Below are 20,138 nucleotides of genomic sequence, written 5' to 3'. Positions count from 1 at the left end.
TTCCTCAGCGTTTGCCCAGCGTAGCGTTGAGCAGCACGGCCAGGCGTTCGCCGGCCAGGCGCAGCTCCTGTTCCGCGACCGGGCGGTAGGTCGCGGCATACTCCGGGGCCAGCGTACGCTTGCCCGGGTAAACGCCAGGTGCAATGGCGATGCGGCAGCTGGCCTCGGCCCACTGCACGGCGTCGGTGTTGATGCTGGAGCGCTTGCCCAGCTTGGGCGCGGGCAGGGCCATCAGGCGTTTGAGGTACTGGTCGTCATCGAGCTTGAGCTCGTTGAGCATGCCGCTGTCCCACAGCGAGTGCAGGTTGGTGCCGCGGTTGTTGAACTGCACCTGGAAGTCGTTGCCGCCCTTGTCGTGGCCGTAACCGGCATGCATGGGCTGGTGGATGTCGCCGGTGAAATGCACCACGAACTTCAGCGCCTGGGCGCGCTCGGCATCGCTTTTGCTGCGATCGCCGAGGATCGCGGTCTGCACCTTCAACGCGTCGACAATGCAGTTGCCGCCCTTGCAGTGCTTCTGTGCTTCGTAGTGGCAGTTGTCTTCGCCGATGTTGACGTAATGCCAGCGCGCCGAGCGCTTGCCCAGGCCCGGGTCCTTGGCGCGCAGCTCGTCGGCCCAGGGGGCGATGGCGTGCAGGGTGGGGTCGGGCTCGCTGGCGAGCAGGCGGTCCACTTCGGCCTGGGCCGCCGGGGTGAGACGCGTTTCGGCGACGCGGGCGACCAGGCGGTGGCCTTGTGCGCCCCAGGCCAGAGCATCGGTGGAAACAAGGGTGAGGGCCAGGGCGAGGGCCGTGGCCGGAATCAGGGAGGCGATCTTCATCGGCCTCATTCTAGCGGGCTGCCTGCGGGGCGGCTTGGCCGGATCTGGCTGGCGGCACGCGCGGGCGATAGGCTGGGGCCTGGACGACTACGGGAGCAGCGGCAGTGCAGAAGGTCTTGGGCCTGATCGGCGGGATGAGCTGGGAAAGTTCGGCGCACTACTACCGGATGATCAATGAGCAGGTGCGCGATGCCTTGGGCGGCATGCACTCGGCGCGCATGTTGCTGTGGTCGTTCGACTTCGCCGATATCGAGGCGATGCAGCGGGCGGGCGACTGGGCCGCCGCCACGGCGGCAATGGTCGATGTTGCGCGTCGGCTGCAGGGGGCCGGGGCCACGGCGCTGGTGATCTGCACCAACACGATGCACCTGATGGCCGACGAGGTGCAGGCGGCGGTGGAGGTGCCGTTGCTGCACATCGCCGATCCGGTCGGGGAGGCGATCAGCGCGCTGGGGCTTGCGCGGGTGGGGTTGCTGGGCACGGCCTTCACCATGGAGCAGGAGTTCTACCGGGTGCGGCTGGCGCAGCGGCACGGGCTGGAGGTGCTGGTGCCCGACGCCGACGACCGTGCGCAGGTGCACCGGATCATCTACGAGGAGCTGGTGCAGGGGCGGGTGCTGGATTCATCGCGCGCTGCGTACCGCGCGGTGATGCAGCGGCTGGTGGACCGCGGTGCGCAGGCGATCATCCTGGGGTGCACCGAGATCATGCTGCTGGTGGGCGACGAGGATGCCACCGTACCGCTGTTCGACACGGCAGCGCTGCATGCGCAGGCCGCAGCCCAGCATCTTCTTGCACCGCGGTAGAGCCACCCCATGGGTGGCTGCCTTTCGATCCAGAAAAGTGGTTCTCGTTTGGATCGACTGGCGATCTCCGATCGGGCCGGCCGCAAGCGTGAGGGCCCCGTAGCCGCCGGTAGGCCCCTGGCGCAAATGTCCCCCGGCCGCGGGGCGGCCTCCTCCTTTATTTTGCCCAGGAGCCTACCGGCGGCTACGGGGCTCGGCTCGCGGTAAGCAGGGGAAGCCAGGCTTTTCTGGCGCTGTCGGTGGGTCGGGCGCTGGGTCCCCATGCCCTTGGAGGCGAAATAAAGGGGGAGGGGGCGGCCGCAGGCCGACGCCGGAGGACATTCGCCGGAAAGGGCATGGGGGCCCAGCGCCCGACCCGCCGACGGCTGTGTGCCGGGAAAGCATCAAGGCACGTTTCTGCTTGCCCCGCTTATGGGAGAAAAAACAAAAAAAATCCCCGGCCGAAGCCGGGGATAAACGCTTGCTGCGAGGGGTGTTGCGCTTGTCAGTCCTGATCCGCCGATCAGAACTTGAACACGTAGGACACGCCGTAGGCCAGCGGGTCGATGTTGACGGTGCCGATCTTCTCGCCGTCGAGCTTCACCTTGCTGTCGATGTCCATCCAGCGCACATCGACGCGCAGCGAGCCCTTGTCGTTGATCGCGAAATCCAGACCAGCATGGGCGGCCAGGCCCCAGGAGTCGTCCATCTTCAGCTTGCTGCCGGCCAGCGCGCCGCTGGTCTTCTCGCTGAAGAAAGTGGTGTAGTTGATGCCGGCGCCCACGAACGGGGACACCTTGCCCTTGCTGTTGAAGTGGTATTGCAGCGACACCACCGGCGGCAGGTGCTTCGTGCTGCCCACGTTGCCCAGGCCGGCAATGTTGATGTCGTGCTTGAACGGCAGCGCGGCCAGGATCTCGATGCCCAGGTTGTCGGCAATGAAGTACTCACCGGTGATGGTCGGCTTGACGTCGTTGTCGACGTCCACCTTCAGCGTGCCGCCGGCCAGCGAGCCGTTGTTGGACTTCGGGGCGACCTGGTGCACGCCGGCACCGATCGTCCAGTCGCCCTTGGACTGGGCCATGGCCGGGGCGGCAGCCAGCGCAAGTGCGGCGGCCAGGGCGGACAGCAGGAGGGGGAGGTGTTGCGCATGAGGGTGTCTCGTTGCGGGTGGAATGGGGCCAGTTTTCCCGTCCCGGGCCCGCCGCGCCTTGATCCGGATCAATCCAGGAAATTCCACATGTAACCGGTTCCCATTCGCCTCCCGGGGACCGGGTCCGGTCTGGCCCTGCTAGAATGAGCGCCCCTTTCCATCGGCGCCGCACCGTCGCGGCTGCAGGAGCTTGTGAACATGGCAATCAAGGTTGGCATCAACGGTTTCGGTCGCATCGGGCGCAACGTGCTGCGCTCGGCCGTGCTGAACTTCGGCAATGACATCGAAATCGTCGCCATCAACGATCTGCTGGAGCCGGACTACCTGGCGTACATGCTGAAGTACGACTCCGTGCATGGCCGCTTCAAGGCCGACGTGGAAGTGTCCGGCAGCGACCTGCTGGTCAACGGCAAGAAGATCCGCCTGACCCAGGAACGCGACCCGGCCAACCTGAAGTGGGACGAAGTCGGCGTGGACGTCGTCATCGAATCCACCGGCCTGTTCCTGACCAAGGAAACCGCGCAGAAGCACATCGATGCCGGCGCCAAGAAGGTGATCCTGTCGGCGCCGTCCAAGGACGACACCCCGATGTTCGTGTTCGGCGTGAACGACAGCACCTACGCCGGCCAGGCCATCATCTCCAACGCTTCGTGCACCACCAACTGCCTGGCCCCGCTGGCCAAGGTCATCAACGACAAGTGGGGCATCAAGCGCGGCCTGATGACCACCGTGCATGCGGCCACCGCCACCCAGAAGACCGTCGATGGCCCGTCCAACAAGGACTGGCGCGGCGGCCGCGGCATCCTGGAGAACATCATTCCGTCCTCCACCGGTGCGGCCAAGGCCGTGGGCGTGGTGATCCCGGAACTGAACAAGAAGCTCACCGGCATGAGCTTCCGCGTGCCGACCTCGGACGTGTCGGTGGTCGACCTGACCGTCGAGCTGGAAAAGGAAGCCACCTACGCCGAGATCTGCGCCGAAGTGAAGGCACAGAGCGAAGGCGCGCTGAAGGGCATCCTGGGCTACACCGAAGACAAGGTAGTGGCCACCGATTTCCGCGGCGAGACCCACACCTCGGTGTTCGACGCCGATGCCGGCATCGCGCTGGACAGCACCTTCGTCAAGCTGGTGTCGTGGTACGACAACGAATGGGGCTACTCCAACAAGTGCCTGGAAATGGCCAAGGTTGTTGCCGCCAAGTAAGCGCGGCGCGTCCTCGGTAGTCCCTGCGAACCCCGGCCCTGTGCCGGGGTTCGTCGTTTCCGGAGTGCAACCGGTCCAGGTGGGCGACCGCCCGCAGCCGCTGCCGATCCATTAGCATGGCCGCGTGCCACCGGCATGGCGTTGGCAAGTGCCGCCGGGGCTTCCCTATGAGGATGGCGTGCAATGGAAGCGTTGATTGCCTTGGTAGCGGTGGTGCTGCTGCTGATCCCGGTGCTGCTGATCGTGGCGCTGGTGATGATCGCCGGCCTGCGTCGGCGGGTTGCCGCGTTGGAACTGCAGCAGTTCGAGGGTCGGCCGGCCAACGTCGCTGACCCCGCACGCGCCGACGCGCCGGAGGTGCGTTCGGTGCATTGGGCCGACCAGCCCTACCAGGCACGCGTCCCGATTGCCGACGCTGCCCAACCGCCGGCCACCCTGACCGGGCCGGCCATGCCGGACGCATCGGCCTCGGCCGCACCTGCCGCAGCTGCTGACCCGGCCCCCGCCGCGCCCCCCAGCCGGCCGCCACCGTTGCCGCCGGCACCGAGCGCGCCGCCACCGCCTTCGGAGCCAGGCCTGGGCGAGCGCATTGTGGGGGCCATCAAACACTGGTTCACCGACGGCAACGTGCCGGTCAAGATCGGCATGCTGGTGCTGCTGGCCGGTGTCGCCGCGCTGCTCAAGTACGCCAGCGACCAAGGCTGGTTGAACGCGCCGATCGAGCTGCGGCTGGCCGCCATTGCCGCTGCCGCTCTGGGCGGCCTGGTGTTCGGCTGGGTCCAGCGCGACCGCCGGCGCCTGTTCGCGCTGGCGCTGCAGGGCGGGGCGATCGGCGTGCTGCTGCTGACCGTCTTCGCCGCGTTCAAGCGCTACGACCTGATCGATGCCCTGCCGGCGTTTGCGATGAGCGTGCTGCTGATCGCCGGCATGGGCGTGCTGGCGGTCGTGCAGAATTCGCGCACGCTGGCGGTGCTCGGCATCCTCGCCGGATTCATGGCGCCGATCTGGCTGTCCACCGGCAGCGGCAACCACGTCGCACTGTTCTCGTATTACGCGGTGCTCAACGCGGCGATCCTGGCCATTGCCTGGTGGCGTCCGTGGCGGGTACTCAACCTGCTCGGGTTTGCCTTCACCTTCGGCATCGGCACTGCGTGGGGCGTGCTGCAGTACAACGCCGACAAGTTCAGCAGCACCGAGCCGTTCCTGCTGCTGTTCTTCGCCTTCTACCTGCTGATTCCGATCCTGTATGCACGCCGGCAGCCGGCGGAAAAGCGCGACCTGGTCGACGGCAGCCTGGTGTTCGGTACGCCGCTGATCGCCTTCTCGCTGCAGGCCGGCATGCTGCATGACGACCGGCTTGCACTGGCCCTGTGTGCCCTGGGCCTGGCGGCGTTGTACGCGGTGCTCGGCTGGGCGCTGATCCGGCGCGCGCGCTACGCCGCATTGGGCCAGTCGCACGCGGTGCTGGCCGTGGGCTTTGCCACCCTGGCGGTACCGTTGGCGCTGTCTGCGCGCGCCACCGCCAGCGTGTTCGCACTGGAAGGCGCCGGGCTGGTCTGGCTGGGCCTGCGCCAGAAGCGGTGGCTGCCCCAGATCGCCGGCGCGCTGCTGCAGCTGGGCGCGGCGTTCGGGTTCGTGGCCGGCGCCGACTACTGGCACACCGATGCCACCGCGATCGCCAATCCCACCTTCATGAGCGGGCTGCTGCTGGCCGTGGCCGGCTTCGCCTCGGCGTGGTGCTACCGGCGTGCACGCCAGGATTCGCCCGCCATCGTGTATTACCTGTGGGGCCTGCTGTGGTGGCTGGGAGGCGTGATCCACGAGGTGGGCCGGTTCGTCGACCGCGACAGCCGCCCGGATGCGCTGCTGATCGCGGTGGCTTTCAGCGCCTGGGTGGCGGCCGAAGTGCATCGGCGCGCGCCGGCCCGCGCGCTGGTGCTGACCACGCTGGCGATGCTGCTGGCCGCGTTCCCGCTGGCGCTGTGGCAGGCCGACGTGCACCAGCAGCCGTTCGCCGGCTACGGCGCGCTGGCCTGGGCCGTGTTCGCGCTGCTGGGCGTGCGCAGCCTGTGGTGCCTGCGCGGTGGGCAGGACCGGGTGGCGCTGGCCGCACAGTTCAGCTGGTGGCTGTTGTGGCCCAGCGTGGTGTCGCTGGCATGCATGTGGCTGGCCGATCGCTTCGCGCTGGCGCAGGGCTGGTCGTTGGCACTGGCGTTGCTGCCGTGGCTGCTGGTGGCCGCCACCGCACTGCTGCGCTGGCCGTGGCTGGCGATGCCGCTGGGCGCACGCTTCGACGCGCTGCGCACCGCACTTACCGCCACGCTGTTCGGGGTGTTGGGCGTGAGTTGGCTGTGTCTGCTGATCCAACCGGCCTCGCCGGCACCGCTGCCGTGGCTGCCCCTGCTCAATCCGATGGAACTGGCGCAGCTGGCGGTGCTCGCCCTGGCGGCACGCTGGCTGTGGTCGGCCCCGGCACCGGCCGGGCTGCGTGGCCGGCGCGTCCCGGTGCTGGCCATCGCCGGTTTCGCCCTGCTTACCAGCACCACCCTGCATACCGTGCACCACTGGGGCGCGGTGCCGTGGAACGACGCACTGTGGTCCTCGACCCTGGCCCAGACCAGCCTCACCGTGGTCTGGAGCGTGCTCGGCGTGATCAGCTGGGTGTGGGGCTCGCGCCGTGGCCAGCGCACCCTGTGGCTGGTGGGCGCGGTGTTGATGGGCGTGGTGCTGGCCAAGCTGGTGCTGATCGACCGCCAACACCTGGGCAACCTGCTGGGCATTTCTTCCTTCATCGCCTACGGCCTGCTGTGCACGGTCGTGGGCTACCTCGCACCGGCACCGCCGCGCGCGCCGGACGCTACCGTGGAGTCTCAGTCGTGATGACGTTGCGCACCCTGATCGCCGTGTTGTCCCTTGCCGCATCGCCGTCGCTGGTGCAGGCCGCCGATGCGCGCCAGGACTACCGCCAGCAATGGCCGTTGCAGCTGTCCCAGCCGCAGGCCGGCGCTTACCGGGTGATGCTGGACGAGGCGGTATACCGCAGCGCGGTGTCGCCCAGGCTGGCGGATGTGCAGGTGTTCAACGCGCAGGGCCAGGCCCTGCCGACCACGTTGCTGAGTGCCGACCAGCCGCTGGCGCGTCCTGCGCAGTGGCAGGACCTGGCCTGGTTCCCGCTGCCGGCGATGGCCGGTGCCGGTGCCGATGGCCTGCAACTGCTGACCGAACGCAACACCGACGGCAGCGTGCGCCGGGTGGAAGCGCGGCTGGGCCGCAGTGGCGGCGGCAGTGCACAGGCCGCCGGGTGGCTGGTGGACGCAAGTGCGCTGAAAGTGGGCGTGCAGGCGCTGCGGCTGGATTGGCAGGCGCAGTCGTCGCTGCAGGCGCGGGTACGGGTGGAGGCCAGCGACGATCTTCAACAGTGGCAGCGCATTGCCGACGACGTACCACTGGTGGACCTGCAGCACGACGGACGACGCCTGCAGCAGCGGCGTATCGAGATCGGCCGCCAGGCGCGCTATTTCCGCATCCTGCCGATCGGTGCCGATGCACTGCCGGTGCTGTCCAACGTGCAGGCGGAACTGGCACCGGCGCTGGAGGCGATCAACTGGCGCTGGGAATCGCTGGGTGGCGCGGCCGGCAAGCCGGGCGAGTTCGAGTACCAGCTGCAGGGGCGTTTCCCGATCTCGCAGGTCGACATCAGCACGGCGGACAACAGCGTGGTGCAGTGGACGCTGCTCAGCCGCGACGATGCCGCGCAGCCGTGGCAGGTACGCGCAGGCCCGTGGGTGGCCTACCAGGTGCAGGACGCCGCCGAACGCCGTCGGTCGCAGACACAATCGTTGCCGGTGCCCACGCGCGACCGCTACTGGAAGCTGGTGGCGGCGCAGGCCGAGCCGAACCAGGCACCCACGCTGAAACTGGGCTACCAGCCCGAGGCCCTGGTGTTCCTGAGCCAGGGCGAGCCGCCATACAGCGTGGCCGCCGGCAGCGTGCGCGCCCGCCGCAGCGATGCGCCGGTGGGCACGGTGATCGCGCAACTGCGCGAGCAGCAGGGCGCGCAATGGCAGCCGGCCGCCGCCACGCTGCAAGGGCAGGCGCAGGTTCTGGGCGGCGACGCCGCCGTGGCCCCGCAGCGCGACTGGAAGCGGTGGCTGCTGTGGGGGCTGCTGATGCTGGGCGTGCTGATCGTGGGCGGGTTTGCGGTGAGCGTGCTGCGGCAGAAGCCTGCGGACGTTGATGGTTGATTGTTGTTGTTGTTTTGCTGACGGCTAAGGCAGCGCTTTGGTTGTTCATGCGGTGAGGTGGCCGGGTGGCCTTGCCCAGGACACGCCGTAAACCCGTCCCTGGGGGCTCGGTGTTGCCATCCATGGCAACACACGGTCCTGGGCAAGGCCACCCGGCCACCTCCGGACGGTTCACCGCGTTGGCGGTGGGGGAAGAGCTGCCGGGCAGCGCCCGGCACTACGTCGCGATGTGACGGTTTTCCGCGGATGGGATTGGTGGTGAAGAGCTGCCGGGCAGAGCCCGGCACTACGTGTCCGGGCGCCGCTCTGTGGTCGTGCTTCTCATCATCCATCCGCATTGGTGAGGATGAGAGCTGCCGGGCAGCGCCCGGCACTACGTGTCCGTGCGCCGCTTTGTGGACGTGCTTCTCACCATTCCTCCGCATTCATGACGATGAGGCTGCCGGGCAGCGCCCGGCACTACCGGTGGGCTTTTGCATGCGCGCCGACCAACTGTCGAGTGTGGGGGCCTGTGGGTTCACGGGACCCTGAGCCGCATGGATGCGGCGACGGAGCTTACAGGGACGTACTTGCAGCGTGTCCTGTGAACCCACAGGCCCCCGCACAGCGTAGGAGCATCGGCCGCAGGGCTCTGGACTTGGACTTGGCCTTGGCCTTGGCTTTTGGCTTCTACCTTCTATTTCCACCCGAAAATTTGCGATGCACCCGCGCAGCCGGGACAATGGGCGTCTGCGCCGTGCGTGGCGCCCTTTCCTTTTTCAGCCAAAGAGTTGCCCATGTCCATCGTTCGCATGACCGACCTCGATCTCTCCGGCAAGCGCGTGCTGATCCGCCAGGACCTCAACGTACCGATCGAGAATGGCCGCATCACCTCCGAACAGCGCATCACCGCATCGCTGCCGACGCTGAAGCTCGCACTGGAAAAGGGCGCCGCCGTCATGGTCACCTCGCACCTCGGCCGCCCCACCGAAGGCGTCTGGAGCGAAGCCGAATCGCTTGCCCCCGTGGCCCTGCGCCTCTCCCAGCTGCTCGGCGTCCAGGTCCCGCTCGTGCGCGACTGGGTCGACGGCGTCGACGTTGCCCCCGGCTCCATCGTCCTGCTCGAAAATTGCCGCATGAACGTCGGCGAAGGCAAGGACGACGAAACGCTCGCCAAAAAGTATGCCGCCCTCTGCGACGTCTTCGTCATGGACGCCTTCGGCACCGCGCACCGCGCCCAGGCCTCCACCCATGGTGTCATCCGCTTCGCCCCCATCGCCGCCGGTGGCCCGCTGCTCATGGCCGAACTGGACGCGCTCGCCAAGGCCCTGCTCGCGCCCGCCCAGCCGCTCCTCGCCATCGTCGCCGGCAGCAAGGTCAGCACCAAGCTTGAACTGCTGTCCAGCCTCGTCGGCAAGGTCGACCAGCTCATCGTCGGCGGCGGCATCGCCAACACCTTCATCGCCGCCGCCGGCTACCCGGTCGGCAAGTCGCTGTACGAACCGGACCTGCTCGACACGGCGAAGAAAATCGTCGCCGACGCCAAGGCCCGCGGCGCCGACATCCCCCTGCCCACCGACGTCGTCGTTGCCAAGCAGTTCCTGCCCGACGCCGAAGCCACCGTGAAGGCCGTGGCCGACGTCGCCGAAGACGACCTCATCCTCGACATCGGCCCGGACACCGCCCAGCACTACGCCGGGCTCATCGCCAAGGCCGGCACCGTGGTCTGGAACGGCCCCGTCGGCGTGTTCGAATTCGAGTCCTTCAGCCACGGCACCCAGGCCCTGGCCCAGGCCATCGCCGCCTCCCCGGCGTTCTCCATCGCCGGTGGCGGCGACACCCTGGCGGCTGTCGACAAGTACGACATCGCCGACCAGGTCAGCTACATCTCCACCGGCGGCGGCGCGTTCCTGGAGTTCCTGGAAGGCAAAACCCTGCCGGCGGTCGCCGCGCTGGAAGCACGGGGCGCCTGATGACCCTCGGTCGTCACGCCTTCGAACAGCGCCCAACGCTGTTCTTCGACCTCGATGGCACCCTGATCGACTCGGCGGTCGGCATCACCCAGTGCGTGGCCCATGCGCTCACCCAGATGGGCCAGCCGGTCCCGCCGCAGGAGGAACTGCGGCGCTGGATCGGCCCATCGCTGCGCACCAGCTTCGCTCCGCTGTTTGCCGACCCGGCCGATGTCGAACAGGCAGTCACCTACTACCGCGAGCGTTTCGACGTGGTGGGCTGGCGCGAGCACGAGGTGTATCCGCGCATCGGCCAGGTCGTGCAGGAACTGCACGGCCGCGGCCACCGCCTGGCCATTGTCACCGCCAAAAACGAGCCGCACGCACGCCGCATCATCGACCACCTGCCGTTTGGCAGCTGCTTCGAGGACGTCATCGGCGCCACGATCGACGGCAGCCGCAGCGAGAAACCGCAGCTGGTCGCCGAAGCCCTGCAGCGCCTGTCGCTGACCCCGGATCAGTGCTGGATGATCGGCGACCGGCGCATGGATATTGCCGGCGCGCGTCATCACGCCATGCGCAATATTGGCGTGTTGTGGGGATTCGGCGGCGCCGAAGAGCTGCAATTGGCCGGTGCGCAACATCTGGCAAACACGCCGGACGACCTGCTCACGCTGCTCGCCTGAGGCACGCGGCGGCGTCCCGTACGCCGCCGCATGTCCCGCGCAAAGCCAACCGGGTCGGGGCTTGTCGGCATTTCGGCGTCAACCGATGTCCGCCCGGCGGTCCGCCGGTGTCTGCAGGACAACAGCAAGAGCCAGCTGCCCCAAGGCTGTAAACGTATTCATGGGACGTGAAGGGTGTGCTAATTTCGATCCTTTCCCGGGAGCCCATTTACCATGATTGAGCGTCAGCGTCGCACCAAGATCCTTGCCACCCTCGGACCGGCAACCGACCCGCCGGGCGTGCTGGAGGATCTCTTCCGCGCCGGCGTGAACGTGGTTCGCCTCAACTTCAGCCACGGTGACCCGTCCGGCCAGGCCAAGCGCGCCGCCGACGTGCGCGCCGCCGCGCAGCGCGTGGGCGTGGAAGTGGGCATCCTGGCCGACCTGCCGGGCCCGAAGATCCGCATCGAGCGTTTCACCGAAGGCAAGATCAAGCTCAAGGCCGGTGACCGTTTCGACCTGGTCGCCTCGGCCAACCCGCCTCCGGGCGACACCACCCAGGTGGGCGTGAGCTACCTCGGCCTGCCGCAGGACGTGGTGGCCGGTGACGTGCTGCTGCTCGACGACGGCCTGATGCAGCTGCAGGTCCTGGAAGTGCAGGGCGAGCGCATCATCAACACCGTGCTCAACGACGGCGTGCTGTCCGACCGCAAGGGCCTGAACAAGCAGGGCGGCGGTCTGTCACTGGGCGCGCTGACCGAGCGCGACAAGGAACTGATCGGCATCGTGGCCAAGATCGGCGTGGACTTCATCGCCGTCTCGTTCTGCCGCAACGCGCAGGACATGAACGATGCGCGCGCCATCGCCGAATCGCATGGCTGCTACGCCGCGCTGGTGTCCAAGATCGAGCGCACCGAAGCCATCGAGAACCTGGAAGAAATCGTCGACGCCAGTGATGTGGTGATGGTGGCCCGTGGCGACCTGGGCGTGGAAATCGGCGACGCCGAACTGCCGGGCCTGCAGAAGAAGATCATCAAGGCCTCGCTGGCGCAGAACAAGGTGGTGATCACCGCCACGCAGATGCTGCAGTCGATGGTCGAAAGCCCGATCCCGACCCGCGCCGAAGTGCTGGACGTGGCCAACTCGGTCATCGACGGCACCGATGCGGTGATGCTGTCGGCCGAAACCGCCGCTGGCATGTACCCGGTCAAGGCGGTCGAAGCGATGGCCCGTATCTGCCTCGGTGCCGAACGCCAGTTCCAGACCGAGACCGATTTCGGTGCCTCGCCGCGCAACCTGGAACGTGCCGACCAGGCCATCGCCATGGCCACCATGTTCCTGTCCCAGCACGTGGGCGTGCGTGCGATCGTGGCGATGACCGAATCCGGTGGCACCGCGCGCTACCTGTCGCGCTTCCGTGCGTCGGCCCCGGTGTTCGCGGTGACCCGCCACGACGGCGCCCGCCGCCAGATGGCGCTGATGCGCGACGTGTTCCCGATCAACTTCGACAGCCGCGGTTTCACCCCGCGCGAAGCTGCACGCGGCAGCATCCGCCTGCTGGTCGAAGCCAACCAGCTGCAGGCCGGTGACCGCGTGGTGTTCACCAGCGGCGAGCACATGGAAACCCATGGCGCCACCAACACCCTGCGCCTGCTGGAAGTGGGTGAAGACGGGCGCGCCAGCGGTCTGGGCGACCTGTAAGGGAAACTGCCGGGCAAACCCCGGCAGTGCAGCACACGGCGGCGCGGCGGAAACGTCGCGCCGTCATGCGTTGGGCATCTGAAAGCGTTTCCAGATTCTGTGGACGGTCAGTTCACGGGAGGCGGGCGCTATAATTGCGTTTTTCCCGCACCCGCCACAGGAAATACATGAGCATCGAACAGCTGGCCGAAACCGCCCAGGCCATGGTCGCCCCGGGCAAGGGCATCATCGCGATCGACGAATCCACCGGCACCATCGGCAAGCGCTTCGCCAGCGTCGGCCTGGAAAACACCGAAGAGAACCGTCGCGCCTACCGCGAAATGCTGCTGACCACGCCGAAGCTGAACGAGCATATCTCCGGCGCGATCCTGTACGACGAAACCATCCGCCAGTCCACCAAGGACGGCGTGCCGTTTGCCAAGTACATGGCCGACAACGGCATCATTCCGGGCATCAAGGTCGACAAGGGCGCCCATGCGCTGGCCGGCTGCCCCGGTGAGCTGGTGACCGAAGGCCTGGACGGCCTGCGCGAGCGCCTGCAGGAGTACTACAAGCTGGGTGCGCGCTTCGCCAAGTGGCGTGCGGTGATCAACATCGGCGAGAGCATCCCGTCGGGCACCTGCATCGAGTCCAATGCCCACGCGCTGGCCCGTTACGCGGCGCTGTGCCAGGAATGTGGCCTGGTGCCGATGGTCGAGCCGGAAGTGATCATGGACGGCGACCACGACATCGAGACCTGCTACGAAGTCACCGAAGCCACCCTGCGTTCGCTGTTCGACGCGCTGTACCAGCAGAACGTACTGCTGGAAGGCACCATCCTGAAGGCCTCGATGGTCATCTCGGGCAAGGGCTGCGAAGAGCAGGCCGACGTCGAGGAAGTGGCCGAATCGACCGTCATGTGCCTCAAGAGCACCGTGCCGGCGATCCTGCCGGGCGTGGTGTTCCTGTCCGGCGGCCAGAGCGACGAGCAGTCCACCGCGCACCTGGATGCCATGAACCAGATGGGCAACCTGCCGTGGCCGCTGAGCTTCTCCTACGGCCGCGCCATGCAGCAGGCCGCGCTGAAGCTGTGGGCCAAGGACACCAAGGCCAACATCGCCAAGGCACAGCAGACCGTGTACGACCGCGCCAAGGAAAACGGCCAGGCAGCACTGGGCAAGTGGAACGGCTGATACCGAGCTGACCGCACCTGAAAAAATGCCGGCCCTGTGCCGGCATTTTTTTTGGTTCTTCGCCGATAGGCGGGGCAAACAGAACGTGCCTTGACGCTTTCCCGGCGCCGCCGTCGGCGGGTCGGGCGCTGGGTCCCCATGCCCTTTCCGGCGTCGGCCTGCGGCCGCCACCTCCTCCTTTATTTCGCCTCCAAGGGCATGGGGCCCCAGCGCCCGACCCACCGACTCCATCGAACATCGCGGGTTTGTTTCCAGGTCCACCACCATTGTGATGGCGTGCCGCACGCATCCATCGTGGCATGGCAGGATGCGCCAGGCCTGGGCGAGAAGGGAGTCGAAGATGGCATGCCGTTCGTTGTTGCACGCGCTTCTGTTGATGCCGTTGTTGTTTGCCGTGCGTGCACATGCGTCTGCACCGCGCGCGTTTGATGTCATCAGCTACGAAGTCGCGCTTGAGCCGGACATTCAGCAAAAGCGCCTGCAGGGAAAAGTGACGGTGTGGTTCGACGCGGTCGAGCGCGTGCAGACATTGACCCTGGATGCCGGCGAGCTGGACATAGCTTCGGTCACCCAGGGCGGGCGTGCGCTGCAGTTCGAGCAGACCAACGGCCGCCTTCGGATCACGCTGGCCGAGCCGATACCTTCAGGCGCCTTCGGCAACGTTCGCATTGCATACTCCGGCGCGCCCCGCTTCGGGCTGGAGTTCGCCCCCGAGCGCGACGAGGTGTACAGCGTGTTCTCCACCAGCCAATGGATGCCGTCGGTGGATGCGCCGGATGAGCGGGCCCGCCTGCATCTGTCGCTCACACTACCAGCCGGTCTGCTGGCCGCCGGCAGTGGTCGTGCAAAACCACCGCGCACGCTGGCTGATGGACGAATTGAACACCGCTGGTCGTCCGATAGCGCACTGCCGGCGTACGTGTATGGCTTTGCGGCCGGGCGCTATCAGGAAGCCACCCGCCAGCACGATGCCATCGCACTGCGCTTCCTGTCGGTGGATCGAACCCCGGCACAACTGCAGACGCTGTTTGCCCGCACCGGCGACATGCTCGACTTCTTCGCTGCGCGCGCCGGGCTGCCCTACCGCGGTGAGAGTTACCAGCAGGCACTGGTGAAAAGTACCATCGGCCAGGAAATGGCCGGTCTGTCGCTGCTGTCCGAAGACTACGGGCAAGGCGTGCTGGACGACCCGGATGACACCGCGCTGATGGCGCACGAGGCCGCCCACCAGTGGTGGGGTAACCGGGTGACCTGCGCCAGTTGGGAACATTTCTGGCTCAACGAGGGCATGGCCAACTTCATGACCGCCGCCTACCTGCAGCATGCGCAGGGCGAGGCCGCCTACCAGGCGCAGGTGCAGGGCTGGCGCACGCGGCTGGATGCGCTGCGCGCCAAAGGCGCCGACCATGCGCTGGTCTATGCCAACTGGGATGCGCCCACCGGCGACGACCGCGCGGTGGTGTATCGCAAGGGCGCGTATGTGCTGCACCTGCTGCGCGGTGAACTGGGCGAGGAGGTGTTCTGGCGCGGCCTGCGCGATTACACCCGCACCTATGAGGGCCGTTCGGTGACCACCCTCGACTTCCAGCACGCCATGGAAAAGTCGGCCGGGCGCTCGCTGCAACCGTTCTTCCAGCACTGGGTGTACAGCGCAGACGCAACGGCGCGCTGAAACGCTGGCAACGGCATGCCGCGCTACGGCAGTGAAGGCCCGTGGATACCGTTGATGCGGGCATCGGAAGAGAAGATGAAGCGGTGCTCGACGCGCCCGTCCTTGCCGGGCACCGTTACGTCGATCATCGAATAGGCGGGCGTGTTACCGGCAAGCGACAGCGACTGCCGCCACTGCTCGACCTGCGCCGCGTCAGCGCGGCCGCCCGTGGAGATCGTGCCCGCGCACAGGCTCAGTCCGCACGCAAAATTCTGCATCGACAGCGCAGGATTTTCCTTCAGTGCGGCCTGCAAGGTCCGGGAATACGCGTCGGTCAGTTCCGCCGCTTCCGGAACGCGCATCGACTGCTGGGCGATCACCGCCAGGTAGTGATCGAACGCGTCGCCCTTCAACGCAAGCATGGCCTGGTCGAGGGAGAGTTCCGAGCCCTGCAGCATCGCCGATTCAAACGCGAGGTAGGGGGCTGGGTTGGCCGCGGGCGGCGTCGAGGGCGTTACCCACCGTGCATCTGGCGTACCCGCGTCACGCCCGTTGAGCGGTGACGTCGGTCGGGTAGATCCCGGCGTGGCTGACGCTGCCAGGCCATCTGCGGGTTCGCCCGTGCCGAGCATGCGGGCCAGCGAGCGCGGCTGCACGACCAACCAGAGGCCGGCCAGCAGCACGATCACCACCAGGCTGCCCACCCGCAGCGTGTTTCCCTTGCTCATCCCATTCTCCGTGTTGGCGGCGGTAACGGCTGCGCTACCCCTGCGCCATGCCCATCTGCTACAGCGCAAACACTATCGGCGGTACGCAGGTGGAAATAGAACACAGTTCACGTTTCGATTGACGCAATGCGCAGTAGGCTGCATTGAGATGCATACAAGCTATTGCTTTTGCATCTGTACGCACGGTCCACGATGGCCGGGGGTGGTGTACGGAAGGGCGCGTCCTGCGCCCGGTTGCGGTTCGGCGTTCCGGCTTCTCCATGTGTCATCCAAGGGAATGTTCTTTCCAACAGGAGTAGGAGTGATGATGAAGCGTCAACTGTTTCCCGGTGTGCTGGTAGCGCTCGTCGCAGGCGGTCTGCTGGCAGGCGCCGCGTTCGCTGCCACCCAGACCATTACCGCAAGTACCCGCAACGGCGGCTCCACATCCGGCAATGCCATTGCCACGTCGGCCTCACGGATCACCTGCACGCAGGCCTCCGGGGGCAGTGCTGGCACCATCCCGCGCTGCAGTGTGCAGGCCCCGGGTTGGAACGGCGTTGTTGAAGTAGGGAAGTCCATTGGCACCACCGGCGCCGGCAACGTCGTCCTCAACTGCAACGGGACGTATCCCGCCACTGGGGGGCTGAGCTGCACGGCACAGATCGACGATACGGTGTGCACGGCATCGCAGACGATTTCCGGCGCGGCCAGCGGTGGCAACTCGTATCGCGGCCTGGCGGCCGTGAAAGCCAACGCCACCATCCAGTGCGTCTCGGCCACCGGCGGCACCAACGGCACCACCTGCGGCATCCAGGCGCCGGGCGCCAACGCGTCGATGACGGCCGGCCAGACCATTGCATCGTCGGGACCGGGCACGGTCTCGATTTCCTGTGGTGGTCAGTATCCCGCCGCGGGCGGTGGGCTGAGCTGCACCGCACAGGTCACCCAGGTCTGTCCGTGATCGGCAACGCATGAAAAAAACGCCGGCGCAGTGCCGGCGTTTTTCGTGCATCAGGCGTTTTCGCTCAATGCGAGGCCGCCAAGCCTGCATCGCCGAGTGGTGGCATCACCAGTGGGCGCGGTTCGTCCGCGCTCTGGCCTGCCGCCGCCAGTGCCTGCAGGTAGGCCTTCGCGGTGGCCGTGTTGAACGCAACCAGCACGATCCGCTTGGGCTGCGCATGGCTGCGCTGCCACGCCAGGGTTTCGGTCACCGCCACCTGTGCCGCCTGGTGCAGCGGATAGCCGAACACGCCGCAACTGATCGCCGGGAACGCGATCGAGTGCAGGTCCAGCTTTTCGGCCAGCTGCAGCGACTTCCAGTAGCAGTTGGCCAGCAGGGCCGGTTCGTCGCGCTGACCGTCCTGCCACACCGGGCCCACCGTATGGATCACGTGGCGGGCCGGCAGGTTGTAGGCCGCGGTGGCACGCACCTCGCCGGTGGGACAGCGCATGCCCGGGCGGATCTCGGGCAGGGCCTGGCATTCGGCCAGCAGCGCCGGGCCGGCCGCGCGATGGATCGCGCCGTCCACACCGCCACCGCCAAGCAGGGATTCGTTGGCCGCATTGACGATCGCATCCACCGCCAGGGTCGTGATGTCGCCCTGCCACACTTCGATCTTCATGCGTGCCGCTCCTTGATACTGATACCGGGTCCATTGCAACGGGTGACTGCTGCCTCGCACGTTACCGGGCGGGGGATCTAGGCTGCGTCATCATCGTCTCAGGCGGCGCGACCCGATGTGCGCCGCCTTGCAGTTCACACGATGCGGTCCATTGCCTTCACCGTAGATGAAGGCAACTTCGATAGCTGAATACGAAGACGCCCACCGGGCGGTGGGCGTCTCGGGCTCCTTCAGACCAACGCGGGGCTCAGGGCAGACCGGCCAGCCAGTCGTCGTCGGAGCCCTCGTTGATGTCGGCAAACAGCGGGGTCGAGAAGTAGCGTTCGCCGGTGTCGGGCAGCATCGCCAGGATGACGCTGCCCTTGTCGGCCCGGGCGGCGATGTCCAGCGCGCTGGCCACCGTGGCCCCGGCGGAGATGCCCACGAAGATGCCTTCCTCGGCCGCCAGCCGGCGCGAGGTCTCGATCGCGCGGGCATCGTCGATGCTCAGCAGTTCATCGTAGACGCCCCGGTTGAGTACCTCCGGCACGAAGTCCGGGGTCCAGCCCTGGATCTTGTGCGGCTTCCATTCCTCGCCCTTGAGCAGCGCCGCACCGGACGGCTCGGTCGCGACGATGCGGGTGTCCGGGCGGGCCACCTTGAGCACCTCGCCCACGCCGGTCAGGGTGCCGCCGGTGCCCCAGCCGGTCACGAAGTAGTCCAGGCGCTTGCCGGCGAAATCGCGCAGGATTTCCGGTGCGGTGGTGTTGCGGTGGTAGGCCGGGTTGGCCGGATTGGCGAACTGGCTGGCCAGGAACCAGCCGTGCTCGTCGGCCAGTTCCTTGGCGCGGCGGACCATGCCCGAGCCGCGCTCGGCCGCCGGGGTCAGGATCACCTTGGCCCCGTAGGCGCGCATCAGCTTGCGGCGCTCGATGGAGAAGGTCTCCACCATGGTGGCCACGAACTTGTAGCCGCGCGCGGCCGCCACCATCGCCAGCGCCACGCCGGTGTTGCCGGATGTCGCTTCGACGATGGTGTCGCCGGGCTTGAGCACGCCGCGCGCTTCGGCGTCCAGGATGATCGCCAGCGCGAGCCGGTCCTTCACCGAGCCGCCGGGATTGAACGACTCGACCTTGGCGTAGACGGTGACGTGGTCGGGGGCGATGCGGTTCAGGCGGACCACCGGGGTGTTGCCGATGGTGTCCAGGATCGAGTTGTACAGGGCCATGGGAATGCTCCAGGGAAGTCCGTTCACCGCGCCCGGCGCGGCAGGGGGAGGGCAGGGCGGGGATGCTCCGGCAGACCGTAGCCCCGGCATATGCCCCCGGGAAATGACCTAATACCCTTCTTAAACAACATTTGGTTATAAGCTGGTGACGGCAATTGCCCTACAGTCGGATTGCCCTCCCTTCGCCTGCCGTGCCACACGCCCATGACGCTGACCCAACTCCGTTATCTGGTGGCCATCGCCGACGCCGAGCTCAACATCACGCTCGCCGCGTCGCGCGTGCATGCCACCCAGCCTGGCTTGTCCAAGCAGCTCAAGCAGCTGGAAGACGAGCTGGGCTTCCTGTTGTTCGTGCGCAAAGGGCGCAGCCTGGAAGCGGTCACGCCGGCCGGCGTGGAAGTGATCGGCCGCGCGCGTGCCGTGCTGGGCGAAGCCAACAACATCCGCACCTACGCGGCCAACCAGCGCCGCGAAAGCCAGGGCCAGCTGGTTCTCACCACCACCCATACCCAGGCGCGCTTCGTGCTGCCGCCGGCCGTGGCGAAGATCAAGCAGGCCTACCCGCAGGTCAGCGTGCACCTGCAGCAGGCCGCCGAAAGCGATGCGCTGGATCTGCTCAGCCAGGGCGATGCGGACATTGCGATCATTTCCACGGCCGGCGCCGAACCCAGCGCCGGTATCGCCATTCCGCTGTACCGCTGGCGGCGGCTGGTGCTGGTGCCGCGCGGGCATGTGCTGGACCGCCCCGGTGCCGCACCGGACCTGCAGGCGCTGTCCACCCAGCCGTTGATCAGCTATGAATCCTCCACCCGCGGCAGCTCCTCGCTGCAGCGTGCCTTCGCCAGTGCCGGGTTGACCCCCGACATCGCGCTGACCGCGCTGGATGCGGATCTGATCAAGACCTACGTGCGCACCGGCCTGGGCGTTGGCCTGCTGGCGGAAATGGCGGTCAACGCCAGCGACGAAGACCTGCGCGCGTGGCCGGCCCCGGCCCCGATCGACGAGTGCATCGCGTGGGCGGTGCTGCCGCGCGACCGCGTGCTGCGCGACTACGCGCTGGAGCTGGTGCACGTGCTGGCCCCGCAGATCGACACCCGCGACCTGCGCCGCGTCATCGACGGCAACCAGGAGGCCAACTGGCCGCTGCCGCCCACCTGGGAATCGCTGACGCAGACCATCACCGTCTGAGAAGCGACGGTGATGGCGGCGCATGCTTCCTCTACCCCGCGCCTTTGGCGCGCCCCCTTCAACAGAAGGGGGCTTTTCTCCAGAGG

16 protein-coding genes are annotated in these 20,138 nt (G+C 67.3%); 11 read left to right on the top strand and 5 right to left on the bottom strand.

All coding sequences use genetic code 11. The features are described from left to right. Positions 1–4: 4 nt before the first annotated feature. Positions 5–820, bottom strand: coding sequence for a S1/P1 nuclease (locus tag ACZ0AE_RS15790; RefSeq protein WP_038686556.1), 816 nt, complete (start codon positions 818–820; stop codon positions 5–7). Between the two features lie 104 nt (positions 821–924). On the opposite strand from ACZ0AE_RS15790, the gene ACZ0AE_RS15785 reads away from it, so the two are divergent. Next, a complete protein-coding gene (locus ACZ0AE_RS15785) occupies positions 925–1,626 on the top strand; it encodes an aspartate/glutamate racemase family protein (RefSeq protein WP_463601566.1) in 702 nt (233 codons plus the stop codon). A 502-nt stretch (positions 1,627–2,128) separates the two neighbouring features. Here ACZ0AE_RS15785 and ACZ0AE_RS15780 read toward each other — a convergent pair. Continuing rightward, complete coding sequence (locus tag ACZ0AE_RS15780) at positions 2,129–2,737, bottom strand: OmpW/AlkL family protein (protein WP_369970412.1); 609 nt, start codon at positions 2,735–2,737, stop codon at positions 2,129–2,131. Between the two features lie 219 nt (positions 2,738–2,956). Here ACZ0AE_RS15780 and gap point away from each other — a divergent pair, with 219 nt between their 5' ends. From gap to ACZ0AE_RS15740, 8 genes are all read left to right on the top strand, one after another. Then, positions 2,957–3,961: a type I glyceraldehyde-3-phosphate dehydrogenase gene (gap, locus tag ACZ0AE_RS15775; RefSeq protein ID WP_448134292.1), complete on the top strand. Its 1,005-nt coding sequence runs from the start codon at positions 2,957–2,959 to the stop codon at positions 3,959–3,961. A 183-nt stretch (positions 3,962–4,144) separates the two neighbouring features. Further along, a complete protein-coding gene (locus ACZ0AE_RS15770; RefSeq protein ID WP_463601565.1) occupies positions 4,145–6,841 on the top strand; it encodes a DUF2339 domain-containing protein in 2,697 nt (898 codons plus the stop codon). Beyond that, positions 6,841–8,205: a DUF3999 domain-containing protein gene (locus tag ACZ0AE_RS15765; RefSeq protein WP_463601564.1), complete on the top strand. Its 1,365-nt coding sequence runs from the start codon at positions 6,841–6,843 to the stop codon at positions 8,203–8,205. The genes ACZ0AE_RS15770 and ACZ0AE_RS15765 overlap by 1 nt, the downstream gene beginning before the upstream one ends. Before the next feature lie 776 nt (positions 8,206–8,981). Then, positions 8,982–10,157 carry a phosphoglycerate kinase gene (locus ACZ0AE_RS15760; protein ID WP_038686567.1) on the top strand — a complete coding sequence of 392 codons (1,176 nt, stop codon included), beginning with the start codon at positions 8,982–8,984 and terminating at the stop codon, positions 10,155–10,157. Further along, positions 10,157–10,822: an HAD hydrolase-like protein gene (locus ACZ0AE_RS15755; protein ID WP_463601563.1), complete on the top strand. Its 666-nt coding sequence runs from the start codon at positions 10,157–10,159 to the stop codon at positions 10,820–10,822. Before ACZ0AE_RS15760 ends, ACZ0AE_RS15755 begins: the two co-directional genes overlap by 1 nt. A gap of 213 nt (positions 10,823–11,035) precedes the next feature. Beyond that, positions 11,036–12,502, top strand: coding sequence for a pyruvate kinase (gene pyk, locus ACZ0AE_RS15750; protein ID WP_038686569.1), 1,467 nt, complete (start codon positions 11,036–11,038; stop codon positions 12,500–12,502). Positions 12,503–12,669: 167 nt separating this feature from the next. Next, entirely contained in the window at positions 12,670–13,674 is a 1,005-nt protein-coding gene (locus ACZ0AE_RS15745) for a class I fructose-bisphosphate aldolase (RefSeq protein ID WP_038686571.1), read from the top strand. 340 nt (positions 13,675–14,014) lie between these two features. Then, on the top strand, positions 14,015–15,346 hold the full coding sequence (locus tag ACZ0AE_RS15740) for a M1 family metallopeptidase (RefSeq protein WP_463601562.1): 1,332 nt from the start codon (positions 14,015–14,017) through the stop codon (positions 15,344–15,346). A gap of 23 nt (positions 15,347–15,369) precedes the next feature. Here ACZ0AE_RS15740 and ACZ0AE_RS15735 read toward each other — a convergent pair whose 3' ends face one another. Continuing rightward, the gene (locus ACZ0AE_RS15735; RefSeq protein WP_463601561.1) at positions 15,370–16,053 is read right to left on the bottom strand and encodes a hypothetical protein; all 684 of its coding nucleotides are present in this window, start codon (positions 16,051–16,053) and stop codon (positions 15,370–15,372) included. Positions 16,054–16,360: 307 nt separating this feature from the next. On the opposite strand from ACZ0AE_RS15735, the gene ACZ0AE_RS15730 reads away from it, so the two are divergent. Beyond that, entirely contained in the window at positions 16,361–16,996 is a 636-nt protein-coding gene (locus ACZ0AE_RS15730; protein ID WP_185753457.1) for a hypothetical protein, read from the top strand. A 64-nt stretch (positions 16,997–17,060) separates the two neighbouring features. Here ACZ0AE_RS15730 and ACZ0AE_RS15725 read toward each other — a convergent pair whose 3' ends face one another. Together ACZ0AE_RS15725 and cysK are read right to left on the bottom strand one after the other, a co-directional pair. Then, the gene (locus tag ACZ0AE_RS15725) at positions 17,061–17,657 is read right to left on the bottom strand and encodes an O-acetyl-ADP-ribose deacetylase (protein ID WP_447595397.1); all 597 of its coding nucleotides are present in this window, start codon (positions 17,655–17,657) and stop codon (positions 17,061–17,063) included. Between the two features lie 247 nt (positions 17,658–17,904). After that, positions 17,905–18,864, bottom strand: coding sequence for a cysteine synthase A (gene cysK / locus ACZ0AE_RS15720; protein ID WP_038686578.1), 960 nt, complete (start codon positions 18,862–18,864; stop codon positions 17,905–17,907). A gap of 204 nt (positions 18,865–19,068) precedes the next feature. On the opposite strand from cysK, the gene ACZ0AE_RS15715 reads away from it, so the two are divergent. Further along, positions 19,069–20,052, top strand: coding sequence for a LysR family transcriptional regulator (locus ACZ0AE_RS15715; protein WP_038686579.1), 984 nt, complete (start codon positions 19,069–19,071; stop codon positions 20,050–20,052). The last annotated feature ends 86 nt before the right edge of the window (positions 20,053–20,138 follow it).

The sequence above is a fragment of the Stenotrophomonas sp. AC248 genome, from assembly GCF_979258185.1.
Note: the sequence above shows the minus strand (reverse complement) of the source record. Positions and strands in the feature narration are given on the sequence as shown.